At 53.0% G+C, this 24,732-nt stretch carries 22 protein-coding genes, 1 tRNA gene and 1 pseudogene; 8 read left to right on the plus strand and 16 right to left on the minus strand.

What is annotated here, in order from left to right:
• The first annotated feature begins 46 nt into the window (after nt 1-46).
• Nucleotides 47-1,882 (plus strand): iron uptake porin, encoded by a 1,836-nt coding sequence (locus L5470_RS02710; RefSeq protein WP_499498006.1) that lies wholly within the window; start codon nt 47-49, stop codon nt 1,880-1,882.
• A gap of 74 nt (nt 1,883-1,956) precedes the next feature.
• On the opposite strand, the gene L5470_RS02715 is transcribed toward L5470_RS02710, so the two are convergent.
• The 3 genes from L5470_RS02715 to L5470_RS02725 form a co-directional block, all read right to left on the minus strand.
• The gene (locus tag L5470_RS02715; protein WP_099799478.1) at nt 1,957-2,613 is read right to left on the minus strand and encodes an NAD(P)H-dependent oxidoreductase; all 657 of its coding nucleotides are present in this window, start codon (nt 2,611-2,613) and stop codon (nt 1,957-1,959) included.
• A 63-nt stretch (nt 2,614-2,676) separates the two neighbouring features.
• Nucleotides 2,677-3,228, minus strand: coding sequence for a GIY-YIG nuclease family protein (locus L5470_RS02720; RefSeq protein ID WP_499498009.1), 552 nt, complete (start codon nt 3,226-3,228; stop codon nt 2,677-2,679).
• The gene (locus tag L5470_RS02725) at nt 3,218-4,627 is read right to left on the minus strand and encodes a cache domain-containing protein (RefSeq protein WP_499498010.1); all 1,410 of its coding nucleotides are present in this window, start codon (nt 4,625-4,627) and stop codon (nt 3,218-3,220) included. Before L5470_RS02725 ends, L5470_RS02720 begins: the two co-directional genes overlap by 11 nt.
• 81 nt (nt 4,628-4,708) lie before the next feature.
• Here L5470_RS02725 and rodA point away from each other — a divergent pair, with 81 nt between their 5' ends.
• Nucleotides 4,709-5,983, plus strand: a complete 1,275-nt coding sequence (gene rodA / locus L5470_RS02730; protein ID WP_499498012.1) for a rod shape-determining protein RodA — start codon at nt 4,709-4,711, stop codon at nt 5,981-5,983.
• Nucleotides 5,984-6,028: 45 nt separating this feature from the next.
• Here rodA and metH read toward each other — a convergent pair whose 3' ends face one another.
• Nucleotides 6,029-9,580: a methionine synthase gene (gene metH / locus L5470_RS02735; protein ID WP_499498014.1), complete on the minus strand. Its 3,552-nt coding sequence runs from the start codon at nt 9,578-9,580 to the stop codon at nt 6,029-6,031.
• Between the two features lie 334 nt (nt 9,581-9,914).
• Here metH and L5470_RS02740 point away from each other — a divergent pair, with 334 nt between their 5' ends.
• From L5470_RS02740 to L5470_RS02750, 3 genes are all read left to right on the plus strand, one after another.
• Nucleotides 9,915-10,238, plus strand: a complete 324-nt coding sequence (locus L5470_RS02740) for a slr0373 family blue light stress response protein (RefSeq protein WP_099799473.1) — start codon at nt 9,915-9,917, stop codon at nt 10,236-10,238.
• Nucleotides 10,239-10,287: 49 nt separating this feature from the next.
• Entirely contained in the window at nt 10,288-11,820 is a 1,533-nt protein-coding gene (gene ycf46, locus L5470_RS02745) for a stress-responsive protein Ycf46 (protein ID WP_499498016.1), read from the plus strand.
• A gap of 124 nt (nt 11,821-11,944) precedes the next feature.
• The gene (locus L5470_RS02750; protein ID WP_099799471.1) at nt 11,945-12,298 is read left to right on the plus strand and encodes a DUF1257 domain-containing protein; all 354 of its coding nucleotides are present in this window, start codon (nt 11,945-11,947) and stop codon (nt 12,296-12,298) included.
• Nucleotides 12,299-12,409: 111 nt separating this feature from the next.
• On the opposite strand, the gene L5470_RS02755 is transcribed toward L5470_RS02750, so the two are convergent.
• The 11 genes and pseudogenes from L5470_RS02755 to cpcB all read right to left on the minus strand — a co-directional run bounded on the left by L5470_RS02755 (nt 12,410) and on the right by cpcB (nt 19,725).
• Nucleotides 12,410-12,490, minus strand: a tRNA-Leu gene (locus L5470_RS02755).
• Nucleotides 12,491-12,547: 57 nt separating this feature from the next.
• Entirely contained in the window at nt 12,548-13,144 is a 597-nt protein-coding gene (locus L5470_RS02760) for a hypothetical protein (protein WP_157768363.1), read from the minus strand.
• Nucleotides 13,145-13,520: 376 nt separating this feature from the next.
• The gene (cpcG4, locus tag L5470_RS02765; RefSeq protein ID WP_099799468.1) at nt 13,521-14,276 is read right to left on the minus strand and encodes a phycobilisome rod-core linker protein CpcG4; all 756 of its coding nucleotides are present in this window, start codon (nt 14,274-14,276) and stop codon (nt 13,521-13,523) included.
• Nucleotides 14,277-14,313: 37 nt separating this feature from the next.
• Nucleotides 14,314-15,054: a phycobilisome rod-core linker protein CpcG2 gene (gene cpcG2 / locus L5470_RS02770; protein ID WP_499498018.1), complete on the minus strand. Its 741-nt coding sequence runs from the start codon at nt 15,052-15,054 to the stop codon at nt 14,314-14,316.
• 3 nt (nt 15,055-15,057) lie between these two features.
• On the minus strand, nt 15,058-15,891 hold the full coding sequence (cpcG1, locus tag L5470_RS02775) for a phycobilisome rod-core linker protein CpcG1 (RefSeq protein ID WP_099799466.1): 834 nt from the start codon (nt 15,889-15,891) through the stop codon (nt 15,058-15,060).
• 14 nt (nt 15,892-15,905) lie between these two features.
• A complete protein-coding gene (locus tag L5470_RS02780; protein WP_499498021.1) occupies nt 15,906-16,553 on the minus strand; it encodes a HEAT repeat domain-containing protein in 648 nt (215 codons plus the stop codon).
• Between the two features lie 12 nt (nt 16,554-16,565).
• Entirely contained in the window at nt 16,566-17,375 is an 810-nt protein-coding gene (cpcE, locus tag L5470_RS02785) for a C-phycocyanin alpha-cysteine-84 phycocyanobilin lyase subunit CpcE (RefSeq protein ID WP_227517382.1), read from the minus strand.
• Between the two features lie 31 nt (nt 17,376-17,406).
• Nucleotides 17,407-17,631, minus strand: a pseudogene (gene cpcD / locus L5470_RS02790) (rod-capping linker protein CpcD); the annotation flags it as partial.
• Nucleotides 17,632-17,676: 45 nt separating this feature from the next.
• Nucleotides 17,677-18,540, minus strand: a complete 864-nt coding sequence (locus L5470_RS02795) for a phycobilisome linker polypeptide (protein ID WP_099799936.1) — start codon at nt 18,538-18,540, stop codon at nt 17,677-17,679.
• Between the two features lie 113 nt (nt 18,541-18,653).
• Nucleotides 18,654-19,142, minus strand: coding sequence for a C-phycocyanin subunit alpha (cpcA, locus tag L5470_RS02800; RefSeq protein WP_099799462.1), 489 nt, complete (start codon nt 19,140-19,142; stop codon nt 18,654-18,656).
• 64 nt (nt 19,143-19,206) lie between these two features.
• A complete protein-coding gene (gene cpcB / locus L5470_RS02805) occupies nt 19,207-19,725 on the minus strand; it encodes a C-phycocyanin subunit beta (protein ID WP_099799461.1) in 519 nt (172 codons plus the stop codon).
• A gap of 345 nt (nt 19,726-20,070) precedes the next feature.
• Here cpcB and L5470_RS02810 point away from each other — a divergent pair, with 345 nt between their 5' ends.
• On the plus strand, nt 20,071-20,775 hold the full coding sequence (locus L5470_RS02810) for a uracil-DNA glycosylase (protein WP_499498025.1): 705 nt from the start codon (nt 20,071-20,073) through the stop codon (nt 20,773-20,775).
• Nucleotides 20,776-20,789: 14 nt separating this feature from the next.
• Here L5470_RS02810 and L5470_RS02815 read toward each other — a convergent pair whose 3' ends face one another.
• Nucleotides 20,790-21,149 carry a PadR family transcriptional regulator gene (locus tag L5470_RS02815; RefSeq protein ID WP_499498027.1) on the minus strand — a complete coding sequence of 120 codons (360 nt, stop codon included), beginning with the start codon at nt 21,147-21,149 and terminating at the stop codon, nt 20,790-20,792.
• A 474-nt stretch (nt 21,150-21,623) separates the two neighbouring features.
• Between L5470_RS02815 and psbQ the strand changes: the two genes are divergently transcribed.
• The gene (gene psbQ, locus L5470_RS02820; protein ID WP_499498029.1) at nt 21,624-22,058 is read left to right on the plus strand and encodes a photosystem II protein PsbQ; all 435 of its coding nucleotides are present in this window, start codon (nt 21,624-21,626) and stop codon (nt 22,056-22,058) included.
• 30 nt (nt 22,059-22,088) lie between these two features.
• Entirely contained in the window at nt 22,089-24,707 is a 2,619-nt protein-coding gene (locus L5470_RS02825; protein WP_099799457.1) for a DNA polymerase III subunit alpha, read from the plus strand.
• The last annotated feature ends 25 nt before the right edge of the window (nt 24,708-24,732 follow it).

Raw genomic sequence — 24,732 nt, forward strand, 5'->3', positions numbered from 1 at the left:
TTTTCGCTCTGCCTACCCAGAATGCTCGTGAGTGAGGAGTAACATTGTGAAAAAAACGTACCTTTTAGCGGGTAGCTTGAGCCTACTGGGTGTTGTTGCAGGGGCCAACATTGCTACAGCTAATGAACCCGCTTCCTTTGAAAATCTGATTGCGGCCGAACCCCAAAATCTACAAGTTTCCGAATCGTTGCCTGCCCCCAATGCCATTGCGGATGCCTCTGGTGCCATCACTTCAGTCAACCAGCTATTGGCAAACGAAGAATCCATGGGTCAGGTGACCTCGGTATCTCAGTTGTCAGATGTTCGCCCAACGGACTGGGCGTACCAAGCCTTGGCATCCCTCGTTGAAAAATATGGTTGTATTGCGGGTTATCCCGATGGCACCTTCCGTGGCAACCGTGCCGCCACCCGTTACGAAATGGCTGCTGCCCTGAACGCCTGCTTGGACGTTATTAGCGATCGCTTTGCCACCAAAGAAGAACTCGCCACCCTGCAAAAACTGATGGATGAGTTCGCTGCTGAACTGGCCACCCTACGCGGTCGTGTCGATAACCTTGAAGCACGGACTGCTGCCCTCGAAGCGACTCAATTTTCGACCACTACTAAACTCACCGGTACTGCCGTGATGTCGGTGCAATACGGTGGCCGCTTTAGCAGCAGTGCGCTTACCGCCAACCCACCCTTTAGCCTTGGTTCGGGTGTTCCCAGCAGTACCGTTCCTGGCAGTACCGGTCCGGTTAATATAGGAGGTGCTCCTGTCTCTTTTACACCAACCCAAACTAATCCAACAGTTATTGCGGCGGTTATTCTTAACTTGAATACCAGCTTCACAGGCACTGACCTGCTGCAAACCAGTCTTTCGACAGGGAATGGTGGGTTGGATGCTATCAGTACCTATGGGGTTGGTCTCAACCAGAACCCCGGCGCCTACAATCTTGGGAGTAATCCAACTGCTACCTTTGGTGCTCCCTTGCCCTACTTCAGCCCTAGCCAGTACTACTGGTCCGGTTTTGGTCCTGGTGTAAACTTGTACCGCTTGGCCTATAGCTTCAAGCCTACGCAGGACGTTACGATTACCGCCGGTCCGCAGTTCTATCCTAGCGACATCATCGACACCAATAGTTGGGCCAACTCCCCAGCCAGTGACTTTGGCACCTACTTCTTCATCAACAACCCCTTCATCGTGCCCTATGCCTTGAACTTCTTGGGTGGTGCGGGTGCTGCGATTCAGTGGAACCCCAATGAAGGACCATTTACTGCTCGGGCGCTCTACATTGCTGCCAATGCAGGTAACCCCTTCTCTGGCGTTCTTCCCAGCGGTGGCTTTGCAGGTGATCCCTTCCAAGGATCGCTTGAGTTAGAGTATGCCAACACCTTTGGCAATGGCCGCAACAGCTATGCTGTTAAACTGCAAGGCACCTACTCCAAAACCTATGGGGTCGAAAGCCGTGCCGGTGGTCTTAACTTTGAGCTCAACCTCGGCCGCTTGGGTATCTTTGGTCGTGCTGGTGTTGCCGGTATTCCGGCGAGCTATAATCCACGGATGTCTCCCTTGCCCTACTCGTTCCTAGGGTTCCCAGCCTCTGGCATGATGGCCTACTCCTTCATGGCGGGGATTGGCTATAAAGACTTGTTGGTTCCGGGGTCTGTGTTGGCGGCTGCTGCGGGCGCACCGTTTATTAACAGTGCTCCTTCCGCTGGCTTTATCAACAATGCTAACCAAGTTAACGTTGAAGCCTTCTACAAGTTCCCCATCAGCGACAACATCAGCATTACGCCTATCTTCACGGCGATCATTAACCCCAACAACACCAATGGTGCTGGGATTATTTCTGGTCAGCCAATTCTTCAGGGCGTCATTCGGACAACCTTCACGTTCTAAGGTTTGCCGATACTTGATTTAATTCTCAATTGATTGAGGGCAGTTCTACGGAGCTGCCCTTTTTTGCACCTAAGTTAACGAACTTCTATCACGGCCTCAAGGGGATAGCGCACCTTAGGTAAGGTGGCATACTTGTCATCGGCGGCGCGATAGCCAGCAGCGCAAACCACAACGGCATGGTAGCCCTGATCGGGTAAGCCTAGCACGCGGTCGTATTCCTGCGGTAGGAATCCTTCCATGGGGCAGGTATCTATGCCCAGCATGGCGGCGGTGACCATAAACTGGCTCAGGGCAATATACACTTGGCGAGTTGACCACTCATCGAGGTTGAGAGGGTAGGGCGGCGATTGCAGAAATCCTTTGACGATGTCGCCGTACTTTTGTAAGTTTTCTACGCTGGTGTTGTGCACTTCGGCTTGGCGAGCCAAGTAGCGATCCACATCTGCGGCGTTAATCCCTGTTTTAATGGCAAACACTACTAAATGAGAGGCATCAACTACTTGGCGTTGATTCCAGGTATGGGGTAAAAGCGCCTGCCGAAGGTCAGGGGTGGTAATCACAAAAAACTTCCACGGCTGCAAGCCAAAGGATGAGGGAGCCAAAACTAAGCTTTGACAGAGAACCTGCCAAAGACTATCGGGAATGGGTCGGCTGGGATCAAATTTTTTTGTGGCGTACCGCCATTGTAACTGGTGCAGGACGGTTTCAGGGGGGACGGGTGTTTCCGCCATAGACGTCTCCTAAAGGCTAATGTGTGCCTGTTTCAGGCTAATGCTTTCTTTAGAGAATGTCTATTACTTGAGGTCTAGTCGTCCGCTCTCCTTGAGTTTTGGGTTAAACACTACGGTTTCTCGCAGCGATCGCTGGTGCAACTGCTTAAGAATGTCGGCCTCAACCCGCCGTGCAACCTGTTTCAGGAGTTTTGGTTGCTGCAATGGGTCTGCGGTGGCGAGAGCCTCTGCCTCAGCGACGCTCATCAGGGGGCGCACATCAATGGCCTGCTCCCAGCGCGCTCGCTCTTGGGCATTGCCAATGGGAATTGCCCCTACTTCAGCTATCCATTGCGCTTGAATGGCTTGCAACCACGGGCGATCGGGGCGATCGATGCTAACGACGGCGTAGCTCACGCACTCGTTGGGGCAGCGGACAAGGTGCTGCTGGAGGCTCAGCCGTATATCCCGGGAATAGCCAATGTACTGCAATACCTCGGCAGCATCAAAAATGGCATAGACCCCAATGCAGCTCTGTAGGTTGGGTGCCACTTGGCCAGCAGCGTCAATGTAGGGATGGCGCGGCAAGGTGGCTAAGGCAGGGATGGTGGGTGTTGGGTTCGAGCTAGGACTCATGGTTGGGGGTCTCCTGAGACTGGGGGTTATTGCCCGCTGCGCTAGGATGAGTTGTGGCAGATTTTGCCTGTTGCCGTAGGGCATGGGCGCGATCGCGCAAGGTTTGGAAGTAATCTGTTTCGGTAATTTCTGCAACTGCTTTTTTGCGTTTCTCTTGATCAATTTCAATCTTGAGATCACTGAGCTGCTGTTGCAATTGGTGGTGGCGGTGCTCTACTTCTAGAGCCATTTCTAAAAATGTTTGTGCGAGTTCCCCCATATCATCCTGAGAGTGGGTATAGGGCGTAAGAACGCTGGCGTCAAATCGATCGTTTTTGAGGTTGCGAGCAGCTGTGGCGATCGCCCGAATCGGTCTCGTAATGGATTGCGCCACAACTAAGGAGATGACAATAACCCCGCCGCCCACAAATAGCAAACTCACTAAGCCCCGCATCGCTAAGGCATCGAGGGGAGCGAGAAACTCCTGTAGGCGCACACTAACCACCACTGCTGCTTGTTTTCGAGCCAGTGGCGCATAGGCTAACACATGGTCTGGGCGGCGATCGTCATTTTCTGAATAGGCTAACGTTCCGGGACGATTCGAGCCGAAAATCACGTCCCGCAGCCGCTTATTGGAGCGATCGCTCAAGGTAGGAATGGGTTGGGGCGGCACAAAGAGGAAATAAGAGCGGATAACTGGCTCGGACAGTGGTTCTAAACTGTGCAAATCAATATTGGGGTTGGTGCTGCTGAGCATCAGGCCATGATGATCAATTAGAAACGACTCGCCGCGAATATCCGGCACCAGATAGGTAATGATGTCTTTAATGGCAGCGGCACGCAGCGTTAGTAAGACCGCCCCTAGCAATCTTTGATTGTTGTCCCGAATGCGCTGAAAGACAACAAATACTGGTTCATTGGCGATCGTGCTTTTGATCTTCACCGTCGAGACGAAATTATTCTCTTGAACGCCCTGCTGCCAAAGCTCCGTTTGCGAATAGTCATCGCCAATCAAGGCAGGGTCAGTTGCTTGGATGGAGCGCCCCTCACGGTTTAAGAGGATCACGTCGTTGTAGGTGTGGCTGAGATTGTTCACACTGCGCAGCAGGCTCTGGATAGAGGTGTGATCGCTAGGAAAGTCAATCGCATCCCTCAGAAACCGCTGAATTTCATAGTCTTCCGCCACTAGCCTGGCATCACTGAGCACATCATTAATCAACTGATCAAGGGAACGAGCTTTGCCAATGGCTAGTAGTTTCAAGGCTTGGATTTCGGCATCCTCCATCATCAAGCTACTTTCCGACTGGTTGTAGAGAACCACTGCCCCCATGGGGAGCAGCGAGGTCAGCAGCATGACGACCAATAACCGGCCGGAAATAGACCATAGGAGTTTAGAAAACCGCTGCTGCCAATCGAACATGAACTTCCTCGATAGGGATACAATGAGGGCTTGAATCTGTTGGCTTTGTTCCAGCCTAGTGCGAAACGAGGGATATTGACTATGTTTTGGACAACGCTCCTGCGCCAACGTCGCTGGCACGCATGGTTGTATCCATGGCGGGGGGTCGATTGGTCACTGCTAATTGCGGTGTGGCTCATTACACTGATCGGTGCTCTGTTTATTCACAGTGCTGAACTGCACATCGGCGACAAAGATGGCTTCCAACACGTGGCCGTGGCAATCGTGGGAACGGTTCTTGCCCTCACCTTGGCGCGTATTCCGGAGTCAGCATTTATAGGTGTCCACTGGTTTGTCTATGGCCTAAGCTGTGCGCTGCTGCTGGCCGTGAGTTTATTCGGCGTTGAGGCCAACGGTGCTCAGAGTTGGCTGCCCATCGCTGGCTTTAACTTACAACCCTCAGAGTTTGCCAAAATTTCAATTATTCTTACCCAAGCGGCTCTGCTGCATCGGGTACCGGCCAATGGACTGGCGGGCATCCTGCGCGTCTTTATCGCTACGGCTCCGCCGTTGTTGCTCATTTTAACCGAGCCGGATCTGGGCACCTCCCTAGTGTTTGGTGCCATCACCCTAGGAATGCTCTACTGGGCCAATGCCCGCCTCGGCTGGATTATCCTCATGCTCTCGCCCTTGGTGGCGGCCATTTTATTTGCCCTTCCCCTGCCTTACGAATTGAACCTATGGGTCTGGGTACTGTGGACGTTAGCGATGGGGATTGTGGCATGGCGCAGCTTACCTTTAGGGTGGATTGGTGCCATTGGTGGCATTGTGCTCAATTTATCGGGAGCTGGACTGGGGCAACTGCTGTGGAGTGTTCTTAAGGAGTACCAGAAAAACCGTCTTTTGATGTTTTTAGACCCCGATAAAGATCCATTGGGGGCGGGGTATCACTTGATTCAGTCGCGGATTGCTATCGGTGCGGGGGGTCTATGGGGACGCGGGATTTTTCAGGGCACCCAAACCCAGTTGGGCTTTATTCCAGAGCAGCATACTGACTTTATTTTTTCGGCGATTGGTGAGGAATTGGGGTTTGCTGGCGGCCTGCTGATTCTTTTTCTCTTCTGGTTTATTGGCCTACGGCTGCTGCAAATTGCTAACAGTGCTCGCACTGATTTTGGGTCGCTGTTGGCGATCGGGTTGTTTTCGATGCTGGTGTTTCAAGTGGTTGTCAATATTGGCATGACCGTCAATCTGTTTCCGGTGACTGGTATTCCCCTTCCTTTTCTCAGTTATGGGCGATCGGCGTTGTTGGCAACCTACATTGGCTTGGGTCTGGTGCTTTCCGTGGCCAACCACCGACCGCGATCGCGCTACTAGGGCAAGGTCATCGGCCACTAAGGGGTCAAAAGCCTTTTATCATCATCAAACACTGAAATATTTGGCAGCCGGATGGTAGCAAATAATCGCAGTTGTTGACTGCTCAGGATAGAGTTGCTCGCTGTCATCCATGTACATCCCCATGCGCTCGGCTTGCAAGAGCCGCAATTGCGTATATTGATCCTGCATATTGGGGCAGGCGGGATAGCCAAAGCTATAGCGGGATCCTTGATAGCGTTGGGCAAGAATGTCGCGAATGGATGTCGGATCCGGGGTGCAGCCTAACTCGCGGCGAATGCGGGCATGACACCATTCCGCCAAGGCTTCGGCAGTTTGAACAGCCATGCCGTGGAAGTAGAGGTAGTCGGTGTAGTGGTTGGCAGCAAAGAGGCGCTGAGCGACTTCCGTGGCAATCTCACCGACGGTTACTGCTTGCATGGGAAAGACATCGATAATACCTGATTCAACGGGCGCAAAGAAGTCGGCAATACACAGCCGTCGCCCCTTGGCTTGACGGGGAAACGTGAACTGGGCGATTGCCCCTTCTGGAGTGAAGGCTGCGGCATCTGCCATTGCTGCTGGATCGTAGAGGTACAGCGTATTCCCTTGGCTTTGGCAGGGAAAGTACCCGTAGATCAGTTCAGGGTGCAGTAAGTTCTCGTCTAAGATGCGCTGCTTCCAAGACTCCAAAATGGGGTACACGGTCTGCGCTAAGAAGCTATCGTACTCAGCACGGGACTGCTCCTTCGGCTTGCGAAACTGCCACTGTCCGGCAATCAGAGCCTGCAGATCCAAGTAGGCAAAGACCTCTGATAGGGGAATCTGATCGGCTTTGAGATGGCGAATGCCCCAAAAAGGCGGCTTGGGTCGAGGAATATCGATGGCCACAGCATCGGAGCGGCGCGTATCCACCACCGGTGAACTCAGTTCTGATGGCTGCCCACTGTTGTCTGGGGCAACGGGTGGCTCGTCAGGCGGCGATAATGATTCTTGGCGGGGGGCATCCTGATCTAAAAAGCCATGGCGATCGCTCCATTTGCCAGCCGCTTTGGCAGGCATCAAGCGATCCATAAAATGAAGATCCGCAAAGGCATCTTTACCGTAGATGACTTGCCCCTGATAGGTGGCCTGACAGTCCTCGTACACAAACTTAGGCGTTAGGGCAGCCCCTCCCAAAATGACAGGCACCGTAATCCCCCGCTCATTAAAGCGTTCGAGGTTCTCTTTCATAAACGCCGTGGACTTAACCAGCAGGCCACTCATGGCAATGCAATCGGCCTTGTGTTCTTCGTAGGCTTGGATAATGTTTTCCACCGGCTGCTTAATGCCAAGGTTAATCACCCGATAGCCGTTGTTGGTGAGGATAATATCCACTAGGTTTTTACCGATGTCGTGAACATCCCCTTTGACTGTGGCAATAATCACCGTCCCCTTCGCATTGCTGCCGGTTTCAGACTTTTCCATAAAGGGTTCAAGGTAGGCCACGGCGGCTTTCATGGTTTCAGCGGACTGGAGCACAAAGGGGAGTTGCATTTGCCCAGACCCAAATAGTTCCCCCACCACCTTCATGCCTTCCAGTAAAAAGGTATTGATGATGTCAAGGGGGGCATAGGTCTCAAGGGCTTTGGCAAGGGTCTCGTCTAATCCTTGGCGATCGCCATCGATAATATGCCGCTTTAACCGCTCCTCAATCGGCAGGTTAGCAACGTCGGCGCGATCGTGTTTGGTGGTTTTATCAGCAAATAGGCGCGTGAGTTCGGCGAGGGGGTCATAGACACAGACCCCTCCCTCAAACCGCCGTCGATCCTCAATGAGATCCCGGCAAAGGTCTTGGTGCTCTGGGTCAATTTTAGCAAGGGGGAGAATTTTGGCCGCACTGACAATCGCCGCATCCATTCCCGCCTGTATGGCCTCGTGTAAAAACATTGAATTCAAAACTTGACGGGCGGCCGGATTCAGGCCAAAGGAAATATTCGACACCCCCAAGAGGATATGACAGCCGGGGAGTTCAGCCCGAATTTGGCGAATGGCCTCAATGGTGGCCTTGCCGTTGGCACGATCCTCTTCAATGCCGGTGGAAATGGGCAGGGCTAAGGGATCAAAGAATAGCTCGTAAGGGGGGATACCGTAGGCGATCGCCGCATCGTAGGCACGCTTGGCAATGGCAAACTTCTTCGCTGCCGTTCGCGCCATCCCCTCTTCATCAATTGTGCCCACCACCACCCCCGCACCGTAGGTTTTCGCCAGTTCAAGAACCTTGTAAAACCGCGGCTCACCATCTTCAAAGTTGGTGGAGTTGAGTAAGCACTTGCCCCCGGCAACCTTCAMCCCCGCCTCCATCTTTTGCCACTCAGTAGAGTCCAGCATCAGCGGCAGGGTGACGTTGGTAACTAGGCGGGAGACCAGCTCGTGCATGTCCCGCACGCCATCGCGTCCCACATAATCGACGTTGACATCAAGAATATGGGCACCTTCACGCACTTGGGCGCGACCGAGCGCCACCAAACCATCCCAGTCTTCCGCATTCAGCAGATCACGGCAYTTTTTCGAGCCACTGGCATTCAGACGCTCGCCAATAATTAAGAAGGAATTGTCTTGGTCGTAGGGCTGGAGACTGTAAATAGAGGCTGCCGCTGGAATACGTTGGGGCGTGCGTGCTTTGGGGGTAAGGGTGGCAGCAATGCTGGCAAGGGCAGCAATGTGATCGGGGCGGGKGCCACAACAGCCGCCAATCACTTGAACCCCTAGGTCTTCAACAAAGCGCGTCAGCGCCAGACGCAACTCCATTGGGGTCAGCTTATAGTGGGCGTGTCCTCCCACATTTTCTGGCAAGCCTGCATTGGGAATGCACGAAATCACAAAGGGTGAGTGGGCTGACAGGTAGCGAATATGCTCTGCCATCAGGTCAGGCCCAGTGGCACAGTTCAACCCTAAAATGTCAATGGGGTAGGGTTCAAGGATCGTCAGGGCAGCACCAATGTCTGACCCTACTAGCATGGTGCCCTGCTGCTCCATCGTGATCGACACCATCAACGGGCGCTGTTCTCCCCGTTCGGCAAACACCGCCATCACCCCGTTCAAGGCGGCTTTAATTTGCAGTACATCTTGGCAGGTCTCAATAATAAACAAAYCAACCCCGCCGTCAAAGAGGCCAGCCGCCTGCTCCTTAAACGCTGCGTAAAGGCTGTCGTAGTCAATGTGGCCAAGGGTGGGGAGTTTTGTGCCAGGCCCCATGGAACCAGCAACAAATCGAGGTTTTTCGGGAGTACTAAACTCGGCGGCCACAGATTTTGCCAAGGCGGCTGCTTTATAACTAATCTCGTAGGCGCGATCGCCCAAGTTATACTCACTCAACACCACCGAAGACGAGCCAAAGGTATTTGTTTCAATGACATCTGCCCCTGCCGCCAAAAAGTCGCGGTGAACCTTGGCAACTGCCTCTGGCTTGCTTATAACTAAGTATTCATTGCACCCTTCATACTCTTTGCCACCAAAATCCGCTGCTGTCAGGTTTTGGTACTGTAGGTTTGTGCCCATGGCACCGTCAAATACAATGACACGGCGGGGTTCAGCATGGAGATAGTCAAGAAAAGACATACACGACCAAGGCAAGCGGCTCTCTAGAGGGCATTCAGTCTATTCCGATAATTGTAATCTCTTCTAATAGCTCTAATAGCACTGGCGATTCACGACGCCGCTGCACGGGCGGATGGAAATTCCGCGACATAAGGCTAACCCGCTGCCCCTGCCTTGTCCAAGATCTACAAAAACCACCCATAGGATGCCATCAACTATCAGGTCACCGAATGTAACTAAAAATGTAACTAAATATTACAAAATTGCCATTTTGACGGCACACTGCCTTGACACCCTAAAGATGGGATGACTACACTGGCACACATACCTAGGTACGTTTCTTCACCCTACCCCTATGGAAGACAAGCAAAAGGTTACATTGTATCTCTCCGCCGATGTCCATCGCCAATTAAAAATTGCCGCGGTGGTCGAGCAGGAAACCATGTCCACCCTTGCGGAGCGTGCCATTGAGTTTTTGCTGGAGCACCCAGAGGTGCTGGCAGAGTATGCCGAGCAGAAGCACGGTAATGTCCATCGTGTTTATCGCTGCCCCGAGTGTGCCAGTGCCCTTGTGCTGCGGGGGGGTGAATTAGCAGCCCTTGTCAATCAACCCACGGTGATTGATGACGACAGCTTGAGTGTTCCCTCCTTACCTGTTGAACTAGTCTCAGCGCGTTAAACTCGCTCTATCGCATCTATTGTCCACGTTGGATTGACTGAAGAAGGAGGTGATTGCCTTGCAAGAAGAACTCAGTATCCTAATTCAAGCACAGTACCCACTGATCTACCTCCTGACCTCTGAAGAAGAGCGGGCAGAACAAGCGATTGCGGCGATCGCCCAGTCCCAAGGCCAAGGCCGTACCCCTCGTAAGCTCTACTTTTGGACAGTGACCCAAGGCATGGTGGAGTATGGCCATGCTCGCAACAATAGTCACCACAATACCGTGTCTCCAGAAGCAGCCATTCAGTGGGTGGTGCATCAGCGCGAACCGGGGATATACGTCTTCAAAGATTTACMCCCGTTCATTGACTCACCGCCAGTCACCCGCTCTCTGCGCGACGCGATCGCCAGTTTTAAGAATACCAATAAGACGATTATTCTCATGTCTCCGGAGGCGGCGCAGCGTATTCCCGTTGAATTGGAAAAAGAAATCGTTGTTGTTGACTATCCGCTACCCAGTATCAGCGAACTCGATGAGGTGTTAGCTGCTCAGCTTGAGCCGCGTAACCGCCGCCTTAGCCCCGAGGCTCGCGAAAAGCTCGTCAAAGCCACCCTTGGTCTCACCCGCGATGAGGCAGAAAAAGTCTTCCGTAAAGCCACCGTGACGGCGGGTCGCCTCACTGAAGCGGAAGTTGATATTATCCTCTCTGAGAAAAAGCAGCTTATCCGGCGCAACGGCATTCTCGAGTACATGGAGGTGGATGAGACCATTGACGCAGTGGGCGGGCTCGAAGAACTGAAGGTGTGGCTGCGGCAGCGAGACAATGCCTTTAGCGAGAAGGCGCGTGAGTATGGTCTGCCGCAACCCAAGGGGATGTTGATCTTGGGTGTGCCTGGCTGTGGTAAATCCCTGATTGCAAAAACCACCTCTCGCCTTTGGGGGCTGCCTCTGCTGCGCCTTGATATGGGGCGGGTCTATGATGGCTCCATGGTGGGGCGATCGGAAGCTAATTTGCGCAATGCCCTAAAGACTGCTGAGTCTATTTCCCCAGCCATTCTGTTTATTGACGAAATGGACAAAGCCTTTGCCGGGGGGGCGGGGTCTTCGGATTCTGACGGTGGTACCTCAAGCCGTATTTTTGGTTCCTTTTTGACTTGGATGCAGGAAAAAACCTCGCCGGTGTTTGTGCTAGCAACGGCTAACCGCGTGGAGCGACTCCCAGGCGAGTTTCTGCGCAAGGGGCGGTTTGATGAAATCTTTTTTGTTGATCTGCCAAATGCTGAAGAGCGGCGAGAGATTTTCCGCATTCACTTGGCTAAGCGGCGGCGGGACATTGACCGCTTTGATCTAGAGCAGTTAGCAAATATTTGTGATGGGTTCTCAGGGGCTGAAATTGAGCAGGCCATTGTGGCTGCCATGTACGAGGCCTTCGCCCAAGGACGAGAGTTTACTCAGCTCGATATTATTGCTGCCAGTCGTGCAACCCAGCCTCTTTCCAAGACGATGCACGAACAGGTAACCGCACTGCGGGATTGGGCACGGCAGCGTGCTCGCCCAGCGGCTGCTTCAGTGGCTGAATACCAGCGACTGGAGTTTTAACAAGCTTCCTTCTGTCGGTCGATAGAAGAAAGGCCCCGCCACAAGGGTTTGGTTCTCCATAAATTGTGGGTCATTCAGTCCAATGTCTCTTTGTTTTTTGTCTCAATCTGGAGGAAATCCAACTATGTCTCACTTCAGCACTCTGCGCACCAAAATCACTGATGCTGAAATTCTCAAAGCGTCTCTGCGGGATCTGGGCATTTCAGTGAAAACCGATGCTGATGTGCGTGGCTACAATGGCCAGCGAGTTCGCTCTGACATCGTCGCTGTTCTCGAAGGGGAGTACGATCTGGGCTGGTCTCGCAATGCGGATGGCACCTTCGACTTGATTGCTGACCTCTGGGGTGTTGCTAAAAAGCACAACCAGACTGAGCTAATTAATTCGATTAACCAAAAGTATGCCATCAACAAAACCTTGGCAGAGGTGAAGCGCCCCGGCCTTCAGAATGCCAATGTCAAACTTGTGGTACATAGCTAATCCTGTTCTCAATTGCTTTGTACTGTCTAGCGCGCGTTCCCAAGTAAACAACTGGCTGGCTCCGTTAGGGTCAGCCTCTTTTTTTAGCGTGCTCTATGTAAATATGAGCAATGCGGATGGCGAGACTCGAACTCGCAAGGCAAAGCCACACGCCCCTCAAACGTGCGCGTATACCAATTCCGCCACATCCGCGTAGCGTAGTTATTATAGCCTAAAATCAGTCCCTTGAACGCCTAGCCAACACTTGTTTTAAAACACGCTTACGGGAATGTTGGGGTTAATCCAAACGCTACAGTCGAGTTCGGTCTGGGGTAAGAACAGGGGTACTGGATTGCCGGTGGCATCAATGGCGTGGGGTAAATATTGTTGTGCTACGGCTGTAAAGGAGCAGGTGTAGGCACCGTAGATCACGTCCCGGCGATCGCGCAGAATCAGGTTATAGCCAAAGCTGCGGCTGGAGTTACCCAACTGGTTCACCAAGGCAAACCGTTGTAGGTACGACATGCGTCCCCACGCCGGCGGTGAAATAAAGAGATCCACCCGTCCACCAACGCCCTCTTCGGCGGGATAGGCTTGCCATCGTTGCACGGTGGTGCCACCAAACTGCTGCACGGCCCACCACAAACTTGGAACCGTTAAGCCACTCTCTGAAGGTTCCTCGCTCAATACTGCACGACTCAGCACAACTGGCATGGCGATCGCGGCTGCTACGGACACGGGTAATTCTTGAGGGTTGCTAGTACCGTTGGCATGAAGCGGTTCAACCGGGGCGATCGCCACACTAGCAGACAGCAGTACCCCCAACGGATAACACAGCATTTGGTGAGAGGCTAGCACCTGTCTCATGGTGGAAGACTATCTAAAGAGTGTACACTGTATCATCAACGGATCTAAGCATCAACCTATGCTAACGTCGGTGCCCAAGTGTCAAACAAAATCTGAATTCAAACCTGCACCAAACTGCCTAAGATACTGAGATAAGCTACTGTTTTCATTCAAGCGCGTGATTGACAGAATCATTAACACAAGCGCTCTTAAAATATCACGACCATGATACTTATTTGACCCAGATGTAACTAAGGATAACCAGTTTTTTGCTGCCAATGGGTCATGACCAGCAAGACGTAGGATGCGCGGCGGTTTTGCTTAAAAAAGCCGCCAGTTTCTTGAAAACTAACGGCTATAGCTTACAACGTCATCACCTCAAAAATGGGTATGACCTTTAGCGACGACGGGGCACTTTGGCAAGATAGTCTAGGTCTGAGGCTCGCAGTTGCTGGGCGTAGCGCGTCTTAGGCGCGATCGCCGCTGCCAGCTCACGATATTTACGGGGATCCCCTTCGGGCAACCGCCGCTCTTGGAACTTCCGGTTGTAGAATTTCTCGATAGTAAAGCGCCAATCAGTGGTAGTGGTGCCCACTTTATCGCGATACTCATAGCCGTAGCGGGGGGTCACTAGGTTAAAGGGACGACCCTCCATTCGCTTGCGCTGGTAGGGCACGGTGAAGTCGCCAAAGGCTTGGGTATATTCCTCACTGTCGAGCAAGGCATCGACGAACCCTGAGAAGCCCAAGGTGCCAATTTTAATTGACCAAGCAATTTTCTCATCTTGATTGTAGGCACTACGTCCGAGGAACCGCCGCAGACACACTTCGACTAGGCGATAGTTGTCGTTCACCGCCACGACGGTGTTATAGAACCGCTCGGATTTGGCCAGACCGCGAATGAAGTCCCGCACCGTTATGACCCGGTTCACCAACTGGGATTCAAGGGTAATCTGCCGGTTAAAGGCTAAGGTAGCATGTTCGCTAAACACTTGCCGATAACAGGCCCAAATCACGTCGCGAATCTCAGGATAGGAAGCAGCATCCTCTAAGCGATAGATGTAGGGGGTATCTTCATTGAGATCAGCAGTACCAAAACTCACCACACGATGGTTTTGAGTTGTCGGCTTGTACGTCAGTAAGGGTAAATCCATGAGTCTCTCCCAAGTCAAAGAGGTGAATGGTCAACAGCTAGCGCAGCGGAAAGGTGGCCGTGGGATTGATGGAGGCCGGAACTGCCGGGCGATCGCTACGGGTGGTATCAGGGATACTCACATTCGCAGTGGAAACCGCTCGAAACTGCACCGGCGTAATCGTGACGGATCGCGCCATATCCAAGAAGTTGCGAATATCGCCCCACTTATAGCGACTGCTTTCTAATTTATCGCGCCAGTAGTCGCTATAGCGAGGGGTGACCAAGTTAAAGGGGCGATCCTTGTAGCGGCGGCGCTGGTAAGGTACGGTATTGTCACCAAAGTTTTGGGTGTACTCGTCACTGTCAATCAGGGTATCCACAAATTGCTGCCAGCCGTCGGTGGCAATACGGATAGACCACGCCAGTTCCTCATCCTTGTTGTAGGGTGCCCGCCCCAAAAGACGCTTCAAGGCAAGTTCCACAATTCGATAGTTGGAATTGGTTTCCACCACCAATTTGCGGAAGACATCGGACTTGGCTAAGCCACGGATAAAGTCCCGAACTGAAATGGTGCGGTTGCTCAACTGCGACTCTAGGTGAAGCTGACGGCTACTCTGCAGCAGGACGTGCTCACTAAACACTTGGCGGTAGGCAGCCCAAATTAATTCGTTGATCGTGGACTGATCCGTTGCGTCCTCAAGGGAGTAGCGCCGTGGGGTTTCGTCACTGGGAACTTCGTAGCCCGCAACTCGCTGGTTTTGCGAGCTGGGGGGATAGGCAAGCAAGGGAATGGTCATGACTTACACCGTAGGTTGAGAGGGTAAATAACGATAGGGCAGCGCAACCGGAACTGGCTTGACAGGAGTGGGGGGCAAGTCTCGCTCTAGGGTTGTGCTGGGGACGGTTACCAAACTGGAGGTGGCGCGGGCAACGTGGCGTTGGCTGTCGAGGGTGGGCACCACCAGTGACCGAGCCATGGAGAGAAAGTTGGCGGGAATGGCACCACGGATGACTGTTTTGTCTAGCGGGCCAGCAGTATAGTAGCGCACTTGATAGTAAGAGCGCCCACTGAGGGACATTTCTTTGTTGCGCCAGTAGTCACTATAGCGGGGGTTAACAAGGTTAAACGGTCGTGCCATGCGCCGCCGCCGTTGGTAGGGAACAATATCTGCCCCAAAGTTCTGCTGGTACTCATCACTTTCGATAAGGGCATCAATGAAGCCTTCTAGCCCTTGGGTTGCCAGAATAATTGACCAAGCAATTTGTTCTTGCTGGCTATAGGTGGGACGACCCAAAAATCGCTTAAAGGAGAGATCCACTAAGCGATAGTTGGAATTGACTGCCGCCACTTGGTCGCGATAGACCTCGGACTTGCCGAGGCCGCGAATAAAGTCTTGGACGGAAATGGCTCGGTTGCGCAGTTGCGACTCTAGAAATGGCTGACGGTAGGACTCTAAAATCAGATGCTCGCTAAAAATTTGTCGGTAGGCGGCCCAAATCAGGGCATCCACGTCCGCCGCGTCAGTTGCATCAGTGAGGCGGTAAATGACAGGATCATCCTCAGCGGGCACTTCGTAGCTAACAACCCGCTGGTTGAGGGTTTTGGGTTTAACACCCAGCAAGGGTAACGACATAACTTCCAAATCCTCTAGGTATGCATGGACAGATGGACGATGTCCCTTTGGAGGGCCAGTTGGCAGCGGGAACGCACAACAATATCGGGGTCGCGATCGCCGAGGGCAGTTAACAGCGCCACAACTGAGGGCTGGATTATGGCGGCAGCAGGCTGTTGACGGAGGTGCTCTAGGGCAACAGCAACGGCATACCGCACGGCCCAATCCGCAGCATCCGTGTTCCGCTGAAGTACCTGTAGAACCTGCTCAAGGCCAAGGCGACGCTCCTGCTCCCCCTCAATGAGATGCCAACGCAGGGTGCCAAGCGCTTTGGTGGCGGCTCGCCGCACGCTGGGCGCAAAATCTGATTGTGCTGCCCCTAGCAATACCCTGAGTGCCGCAGGATGACCAATGGCACCCAGTACCCGTACCTCGTAGGCGCGAGCACCATAGTTGTAATCATCAAGCCGGCCAAGGAGAGGCTCAACCGCCGCATCCCCAAGCTGAATCAAACCGTTGACAGCGGCTTGAGCAGCGGCCGGGTTATTGTATCCCAACACGTCAATCAGGGTGGGGATAGCAGCGACATCCTGCTGTGCGGCTAGGGCGACAACGGCATCAGTGAGCGCCTCAGCAGTGGTAGCAGCAGTGACGGCGTGGCAGTAAGGCGCAATGTCAACCATCGGCATTCCCCTTCACAGAAGTTGATCCAAGGCTTGGAACAAGGGTTCTGTGGTGGGCGCATCCATTGCCAATTGCTTGCTCAGAATACCGTGGAGGGCAATCAGCTTAAAGCTTGTTTCCACAGCGGCTGTGACAATGGCGGATGCTGCTGGCAAGTAGCCCATGGCTCCCAGATCGAGCAAGGCGCTGCGCCGCAGTTGTACATCCTCGTTGCTGAGGGCGGCAATGAGGCGATCGCCATAGATCGGAGCCGCTGTTAGCTGAAACAGCGCCCGGGCAGCGGCAAACTGTACCCGCGGCATCTCGTGCGCCAAAAACGGCTCGATCAGGGGAATGGCACTCGGACACCCCAGTTGTCCTAGGCTCTCGATGGTGGCTTCCACGGGCTGGACAAGGTGAGGGCGCCCCGGAACCAGAGTAGCCATGGCTACACCGCCCGCAAGGAGGGCTTTGAGCGGATCAACCGCAGCGGTATCTCCGATCTGCCCCAGCGCGACTGCGGCGGCTTCACGCACATAAAAGTCCTCGCACTCTAAACAGGCAACCAAGGACGGTACGGCGCGGCGATCGCCAAGCTTGCCGAGGGCACGGGCAGCATTGCGCCGCAGGGGGTAGCCCCCCAGTTCGGTGCGATCGCACTCATCTGTCAGAGCTGCAATCAGGGCACTGACAATCGACTGACGCTCAGCCACCGTCGCCACATCCACCCCAAACTTTCCCAACCACCATGCTGCATAGTAGCGAAGACTGGCATCCTCTCCTTGAAGCTGTTTCAGCATCTCAGGAACCGTTAGGGAGGTTGCGTCCGACACTGAGGCCATTACCATAGAACCCCAAACGTTAGGAGGCGGCAATAGGCGTAATGGAGACAATTTTGCCCCCCATACGGGCAATGCGCTGCATCTCTTCGTTCATGCGGCTGTAGGGCACAGTAATGAAGGTACTGCCACTCCGACGGATCGGAAAGCCCATTTTATCGGTTTCATCATTCTGTCGTAACCCCACGACCTCATAACGGAAGACACGGGCACCGGAAGGACTGTTGGCAGCACTACCAGCAGCGGTTTGACCAAACATAGCAACTGACTCCAATCTCAAACGTGACTCAACAACAAACTGCCCCTAGGCAGGCTTCACACTGACAATGCGTGCACCCGTACGTTGTAACTGCTGCATTTTGCTCGACAGTTGTTCGTAGGGCACCAAGAAAGCAGTGCTGCTGCGACGCACCCCCGGATAACCGGGCTGACGAATACCAGAGACTTCAATGCGATAGACGCGGCCACTCTGACCAAAGGAACCACCCAAGCAAGCACGTGGTGGCACATCGGCACTGGCAGCATAATACGCAAAGGCAGTATCACTGCCCGAAGGGGGGATCACGGTAGTCGGGGCATTGGTGGCCAAGTCCCGCGCTAACCGAGACATGGTTCCTTCCACTTGGGAGCGATCGCTGCTGGCATAGCCGCGATAGAGGCGAAACATCCGCCCAAAGGAAACACTGACTTGCCCCGGATGAAATTCAAAATCCCGATAGTAGGGAACCACTGAGTCGCCAAAGGCATCCGTGTATTCCTGAGAATCAATGTAGGAGTCAATGTCGGCATCAAACCCTTCATTTTCATAGAGGTCTAAGTGAAAAATCACCTCAGTCTCGTTGTAGGGGGGGCGACCCAACAGATGCTTGTAGTTCAACTCAATAACGCGGGTCTGAAAACTGCCGTAGAAAAATTTCTCTTTGTATAGCTCCGACTTGGCAACCGCCCGCACAAATTCGCGCACGCTAATTTTGCCATTGCGCAACAACGACTCGGCACTTACCAAGCGTTCCGACTCCATTACATAGTCATTGCCTAAGACCTGACGGTAAACGGCGCGGATCACCGTTTCCACATCTTCCTCGCTCCAGTTGGGGCGTAGCTCCACCCGCGGGGCGTTACTGAAGGCGGAGGTACCTAAGCGCGAAGCAGCAGCAGTAATAGCCACGGTACAAAACTCCTGAAACATCAAGGGGTACAAACAAGCCCGGCGTTGTAAACAAAGGGTCAGCCAAATGCCGACATCTGCTTACCTCACCGGGCGACAAGGGCTTACGCCAATTAGCTGAGGGCGTTAATGGCGTAGTCGATGTAGGCGTTGGCTTCCACCGCTGCCTGGCCGCTCAACCCATGGTTAGCTTTGATGTACTTCAGGGCTTCCACGTACCAGCTGGGGGACAGATCAAAGGTGCTGTTGATTTCTGCCAAACCAGCAATCAGGTACTCATCCATTGGGCCGGTACCACCGGCGACAAGACAGTAGGTCACCATCCGCAGATAGTAGCCGATGTCCCGAGCACACTTGGCTTTGCCTTCGGGGGTCGATGCATACTGAGAGCCTTGCATGGTGGTGGTGTAGGGGAATTTTTGATACACCGCTTGGGCAGCACCATCGATCAGGCTTTGCGCATTGTTGGTGAGAGCACGAGCTGCTTCCATGCTGGCAACGGCACGCTTGAAGCGACCATCAGCCGCTTGCAGTTCAGTATTGCTCAAGAAACGGCCTTGAGTATCGGCTGCAGCAATGGCTTCAGTAATCGGTGTTTTCATGGATAAGATGTCTCCCTAGAGTTTTCGTTTCAAAACGGTCAAAGATACGGTTTGCAATTGTGGCCTAGGCAACGGCAGCAGCGGCACGATCAAAGTAGCCAGCCACTTCCGACATCAGGGCGCTGCAATCGCCGGGAGTAATCCCGTTGGGATCGTTGGCGATCGCAATGGCGGCCTCTTTCATTTTCTGGATAGCAACAGCTACGGAAGAACCGGGGGTACCCAAGGCTTGGTAGGTTTCCCGCAGACCATTTAAGCAACGATCATCCAGCACACTGGAGTCCCCAGCCAAAATAGCGTAGGTGACATAGCGCAAGATGATTTCCATGTCGCGCAGGCAAGCAGCCATACGACGGTTGGTGTAAGCATTCCCACCGGGTTGAATCAGTTGGGGTTGCTCTGCAAAAAGTGCACGAGCTGCGTTGGCAACAATGGTCGAGGCGTTGCTGGTGATCCGGTTGACGGTATCCAGCCGCTTGTTGCCTTCTTTCACCAAGTTGGACAGGGCATCGAATTGGGCACTGGTGAGAAATTCACCCCGGGCATCGGCCTGAGCGACAACTTTGGCAAATGCATCTAGCATGGATCAATTCTCCTTAATTAAAGAAGTCAGGACTTCGTGTGCAGAGTTAGGGTAACGGCGGCCTCAAGCCCTAAAGCAAGGTACGCCGGAACGGTTCTGACCGCTGAGTGCTGAACGCTCGTGAAATTCAGTGAGGTACGCAACAACGGTGCTGTTAAACCCTTCAGGTATTTCTTATACAATGCGGTGGGAAGTCTGTTTCGGAATAGTTATTAATTTGTAAAATACTTTATTCAGATAAATTAAATTTGGGGCGATCGCCATAAAAGCGCCCCAGTTCACCCTAAGTTTTTCCTAAGTTTGATGAAGATTTTTTAACATTATTCTCAGGAAGTAACTGTAACCATGACCGAGCCTGTGCAGTTCAGCTTATTTGATCCGGTTCCTAGGGCTGAAGCCGTGAGCAGCCCGCCGTTGGATGCCGATACCTATGCCCAAATTCCCCAGCGGGCTGACGTGGCGATTCCTGCGGGCACCTACGCTGATCTGGCCGCCTTAAACAGCCACTGCCAAACCTGCCGGCGCTGTGCTTTAGGGGCAACCCGCACCCATGTGGTGGTGAGCCGAGGTAATCCAAAGGCAAAACTGATGATTATTGGTGAAGGCCCCGGCCAAGCAGAGGATGAAAGTGGCCGCCCCTTTGTGGGGAAAGCGGGGCAACTCTTGGATAAAATTCTTGCCTCGGTTAACTTAGACAGTGAGGAAGATGCCTACATTTGCAATATTGTGAAGTGCCGCCCGCCCGGGAATCGGGTGCCTGAACCGGCTGAGATTGCCGCCTGTTTACCCTACCTGCTAGAGCAAATTCGCTTGGTGGATCCGAAAATTATTCTTTTGGCGGGGGCAACAGCCGTGCGGGGGCTATTGCAAGACCCGCAAGGAATTACAAAAATCCGTGGTCAGTGGCTAGAGTGGCAAGGCCGTTGGTGTATGCCGATCTTTCATCCGGCTTACCTATTGCGCAATAATTCCCGGGAACCCGGCAGCCCCAAGTGGTTGACATGGCAGGATATACAGACGGTGCGCGATCGCCTTCGCCAGTTGGGGTAGTACCGCAGGTGGGGCTAATCAGGATTGCGGGGATGCTCCTGTAAGTAGCGTAGCCACAGTTTCGACAGCTCTCGCGCCTGCGGTACCTTGTCGCTGACGATGTGGTACATTCGCCGTGGCCGCCCGCGACCTTCGACCTTTTTCCAGTAACCATCAATAATCCCCTCGTCCTCTAGAAATTTGAGGGCACTGTAGAGCACCGTATCGGACAACCGATAGAAGGGATACTCGTTTTCAATGGCTTGAATCAGGGCAGTGCCGTAGGAATCCCCCTTCTCAACAAGGGTATAGAGAACGTAGCAAACCGCAACTTCCTTACTCAAGTAAATCGGTGGCGGCTGCCGAAAAAACGTATAGATGTCTTCGAGTTTCATTGCCTGAACCTTTGTGATCCGCGTGCAAGACTGTCCTTAGATTGCCCCCCAAATCAGTTCTTAAACAATAGGTCGGCTAGGTTAGTGAACAGCAAACCATTAATAACGTAGGCACAATTGGCATTAGGGACGAAATTCCCCATACCCCTTAACTTTACTCCGATGCAAGTCGCTGTAGGTAATTGTTGAGATTCACCATTAAGCCCCTAGGCAGTAAGCAATGAGGACTATTGCGATTGACTTAGGGTAGTGTTTCTGATTTTAGGAGATTTCAGAGTAAAGTTTTGAGTGCATGATAATTCCCTACTTATAAAAAATCAACCTAGGGAGTGTTAATTTATGCTGCGAGATAGGTTTGGCCGTCGTAACCTCTGGCGAGGGCGATCGCCAGCCCTAAGAACCATGGCAAAATAGAGGCGTATTTTTAATTGCTATGGAAGCCTAGGTTTTATGGTGTGCCTCAATCGAACCTCCTTGATCTCACTAATTCTCACCCTCGTAGCGGTCGTGCTAGTGGGGTGCGGCGGCCCTAGTGCCACCACTACTGTGCCCCCCACCTACAGCGACCTACAGATCACCCGTATTAACGACTACCTCAGTGACATTGAGAAAAATGCGGAGCGGTTCGCCGACCTCGAAGCAAGCATTGCTAAAGCAGACTGGCAAGAAGCGGGCAATATTATGCGCGGCAGCCTCGGAGAAATGCTCATGGATATGCGCGCCCTGAACCGCAATCTCCTCGCCAAAGATCAACCTACCCCCACAGCCCTCACCCGCGCCCTAACAGAAGACTTCCTAAAAATTGATCAAGCGGCTGATCTCAACAGCGTTCCCCTTGCCCAAGAAGGGTTTCGCGATGCTACCGCAGACTTTAACGCCTACCTCAATAGTTTGCCAAAGCTATCCTAAAAGACCTCTGTTGCGTTATCCCCATTGCCCATGTCCTTTGTCGGCCTGCATATTCATAGTGATTACAGCCTCCTCGATGGTGCCAGTCAGCTTCCAGACTTAGTGGCACGGGCAATAGAACTGGGGATGCCGGCGATCGCCCTGACGGATCATGGGGTGATGTACGGCGCAGTAGAGTTACTCAAACTCTGCCGGGGCAAGCCCCTCAAGCCAATTATCGGCAATGAAATGTACGTCATCAATGGCGACATTACCAAGCAGGAGCGCAACCCCCGCTATCACCAAGTGGTCTTAGCCAAAAATAAACAGGGTTATCACAATCTATGTAAGCTCACTAGCATTTCCCACTTACAAGGGTTTCAGGGCAAGGGCATTTTTGCCCGCCCCTGTATTAACAAAGAGCTATTGGCTCAGTATCGGGAGGGCTTAATTGTCACCAGTGCCTGCCTTGGGGGTGAAATTCCCCAAGCGATCCTCCAAGGGAAGCCGGAGGTTGCCCGCAGCGTTGCCCGCTGGTACCAAGCAACTTTTGGCAATGACTTTTACCTTGAAATTCAAGACCATGGCTCCCAAGAAGATCGCATTGTCAACGTTGAACTGGTGCGCATCGGGCAGGAACTTGGCATCGAGATTATTGCCACCAACGATTCCCACTTTATCTCCTGCTACGATGTCGAAGCCCACGATGCCCTTCTGTGCATTCAAACCGGCAAGCTCCTCACCGATGAGAAGCGCTTGCGCTACAGCGGCACAGAGTACCTAAAATCGTCGGCGGAAATGGCACGGCTGTTTCGCGATCACCTGCCAGAGGACGTGATCCAAACCGCCCTAGCCAATACCCTCAAGGTTGCTGACAAGGTCGAGTCCTACAATATTTTCCGTGAACCCCAAAGCCCAGACTTTCCCGTTCCTTCAGGCCATACGGCCGATACCTACCTCGAGCAAGTCGCTTGGCAAGGTCTGATGGCACGGTTCCAAGTTCAACAGCGGGATGCCCTTGACCCCACCTATCGGCAGCGGCTGGAGTACGAGCTGAAAATGCTTCAGCAGATGGGCTTTTCCACCTACTTTTTAGTTGTTTGGGACTATATCAAGTACGCTCGGGATAACGGCATTCCCGTCGGCCCCGGGCGAGGCTCCGCCGCCGGCTCCTTGGTTGCCTACGCCCTGCGCATTACCAATATTGACCCTGTCCACCACGGCTTGCTGTTTGAGCGGTTTCTTAACCCCGAACGCAAATCCATGCCGGATATTGACACTGATTTTTGCATTGAACGCCGCGAAGAAGTTATCCAGTACGTGACCCAAAAGTATGGCAGCGATCGCGTCGCCCAAATTATTACCTTTAACCGCATGACCTCAAAAGCCGTCCTCAAAGACGTTGCCCGAGTGTTAGATATTCCCTACGGCCAAGCCGATCAGATGGCCAAGCTCATTCCCATTGTCCGTGGCAAACCCACCAAACTCGCGGTGATGATTTCCGATGACACCCCTTCGCCAGAATTCAAAGAAAAGTACGACAGCGATCCTGACGTGCGCCGCTGGGTGGACATGGCCATGCGGATTGAGGGTACCAACAAAACCTATGGGGTGCATGCCGCTGGCGTGGTCATTGCCTCCGAGCCATTAGATCAAATTGTGCCTCTGCAACGGAACAATGATGGGGCAGTCATTACCCAATACTTCATGGAAGATTTAGAGTCCCTTGGCCTCCTCAAGATGGATTTCCTTGGGCTGAGGAACTTGACCATGATTCAAAAAACCTGCGATCTGGTGCAGCAAAACCGTGGTCAGTCCCTTGATGTGGATGCCTTACCCTTGGATGATCCTAAAACCTACCAAATTTTGGCCGAGGGCAAGTTAGAAGGGATCTTTCAGCTTGAATCCTCAGGAATGCGCCAGATTGTGCGGGATCTCAAACCCTCCAACCTTGAGGACATTTCTTCGGTCTTGGCGCTCTATCGTCCGGGACCGTTGGATGCTGGCTTGATTCCTAAGTTTATTAACCGTAAGCATGGCCGTGAGCCGATCGCCTACCAGCACGAACTCCTCCAGCCCATTCTCAAGGAAACCTATGGGGTTCTTTGCTATCAAGAGCAGATCATGCGGATGGCACAAGACCTTGCGGGCTACTCCCTCGGCCAAGCGGATCTACTGCGGCGCGCCATGGGCAAAAAGAAAAAAGAAGAAATGGAAAAGCACCAAGCCCTTTTTATTGAAGGCGCCGCTAAAAATGGTGTGCCCAGTGCCGTGGCGCAGGAACTTTTTAAGCAGATGCTGGACTTTGCCGAGTACTGCCTCAGTGGCGACACAGCAGTGATGACGGTTGAGTATGGGGCATTACCCATTGAGCAGCTAGTAACTGAGCGTTTACAGTGCCATGTCTATAGCCTTGATCCCCATGGTCACCTCTATACTCAGCCCATTGCCCAGTGGCATTTTCAGGGGTTCCGGCCAATTGTAGAATATACCCTCGCCAATGGCTCGACGATCCGTGCCACCCCCGATCATCGCTTTATGACCACCACAGGGGAGATGCTACCCATTGAGCAAATTTTCCAAGAACAGCGACATCTGCTACAACTGCCGGCAGTGCTGAGTCAGCCCACGCCTAGCTCTAAGAGAATTGCGCTGGATATTTTGGCGTAGAATAGCTCAAATCTCACTTTGTACC

This window comes from Synechococcus sp. PCC 6717 (genome assembly GCF_022698185.1).
In the GTDB taxonomy this organism is placed as follows: Bacteria; Cyanobacteriota; Cyanobacteriia; order Thermosynechococcales; family Thermosynechococcaceae; genus Thermosynechococcus; species Thermosynechococcus lividus.

Bases quoted from the DNA above. Each gene is read 5' to 3' on its own strand.
- rodA (WP_499498012.1), top strand. From the start codon at position 4,709: ATGTTTTGGACAACGCTCCTGCGCCAACGTCGCTGGCACGCATGGTTG.
- L5470_RS02760 (WP_157768363.1), bottom strand. From the start codon at position 13,144: ATGAGACAGGTGCTAGCCTCTCACCAAATGCTGTGTTATCCGTTGGGG.
- cpcG1 (WP_099799466.1), bottom strand. From the start codon at position 15,891: ATGTCGTTACCCTTGCTGGGTGTTAAACCCAAAACCCTCAACCAGCGG.
- cpcA (WP_099799462.1), bottom strand. From the start codon at position 19,142: ATGAAAACACCGATTACTGAAGCCATTGCTGCAGCCGATACTCAAGGC.
- cpcE (WP_227517382.1), bottom strand. From the start codon at position 17,375: ATGGCCTCAGTGTCGGACGCAACCTCCCTAACGGTTCCTGAGATGCTG.
- cpcG4 (WP_099799468.1), bottom strand. From the start codon at position 14,276: ATGGATTTACCCTTACTGACGTACAAGCCGACAACTCAAAACCATCGT.
- L5470_RS02720 (WP_499498009.1), bottom strand. From the start codon at position 3,228: ATGAGTCCTAGCTCGAACCCAACACCCACCATCCCTGCCTTAGCCACC.
- L5470_RS02815 (WP_499498027.1), bottom strand. From the start codon at position 21,149: ATGAAACTCGAAGACATCTATACGTTTTTTCGGCAGCCGCCACCGATT.
- L5470_RS02810 (WP_499498025.1), top strand. From the start codon at position 20,071: ATGACCGAGCCTGTGCAGTTCAGCTTATTTGATCCGGTTCCTAGGGCT.
- cpcB (WP_099799461.1), bottom strand. From the start codon at position 19,725: ATGCTAGATGCATTTGCCAAAGTTGTCGCTCAGGCCGATGCCCGGGGT.
- cpcG2 (WP_499498018.1), bottom strand. From the start codon at position 15,054: ATGACCATTCCCTTGCTTGCCTATCCCCCCAGCTCGCAAAACCAGCGA.
- L5470_RS02750 (WP_099799471.1), top strand. From the start codon at position 11,945: ATGTCTCACTTCAGCACTCTGCGCACCAAAATCACTGATGCTGAAATT.
- L5470_RS02715 (WP_099799478.1), bottom strand. From the start codon at position 2,613: ATGGCGGAAACACCCGTCCCCCCTGAAACCGTCCTGCACCAGTTACAA.
- L5470_RS02825 (WP_099799457.1), top strand. From the start codon at position 22,089: ATGTCCTTTGTCGGCCTGCATATTCATAGTGATTACAGCCTCCTCGAT.
- L5470_RS02740 (WP_099799473.1), top strand. From the start codon at position 9,915: ATGGAAGACAAGCAAAAGGTTACATTGTATCTCTCCGCCGATGTCCAT.
- L5470_RS02725 (WP_499498010.1), bottom strand. From the start codon at position 4,627: ATGTTCGATTGGCAGCAGCGGTTTTCTAAACTCCTATGGTCTATTTCC.
- L5470_RS02780 (WP_499498021.1), bottom strand. From the start codon at position 16,553: ATGGTTGACATTGCGCCTTACTGCCACGCCGTCACTGCTGCTACCACT.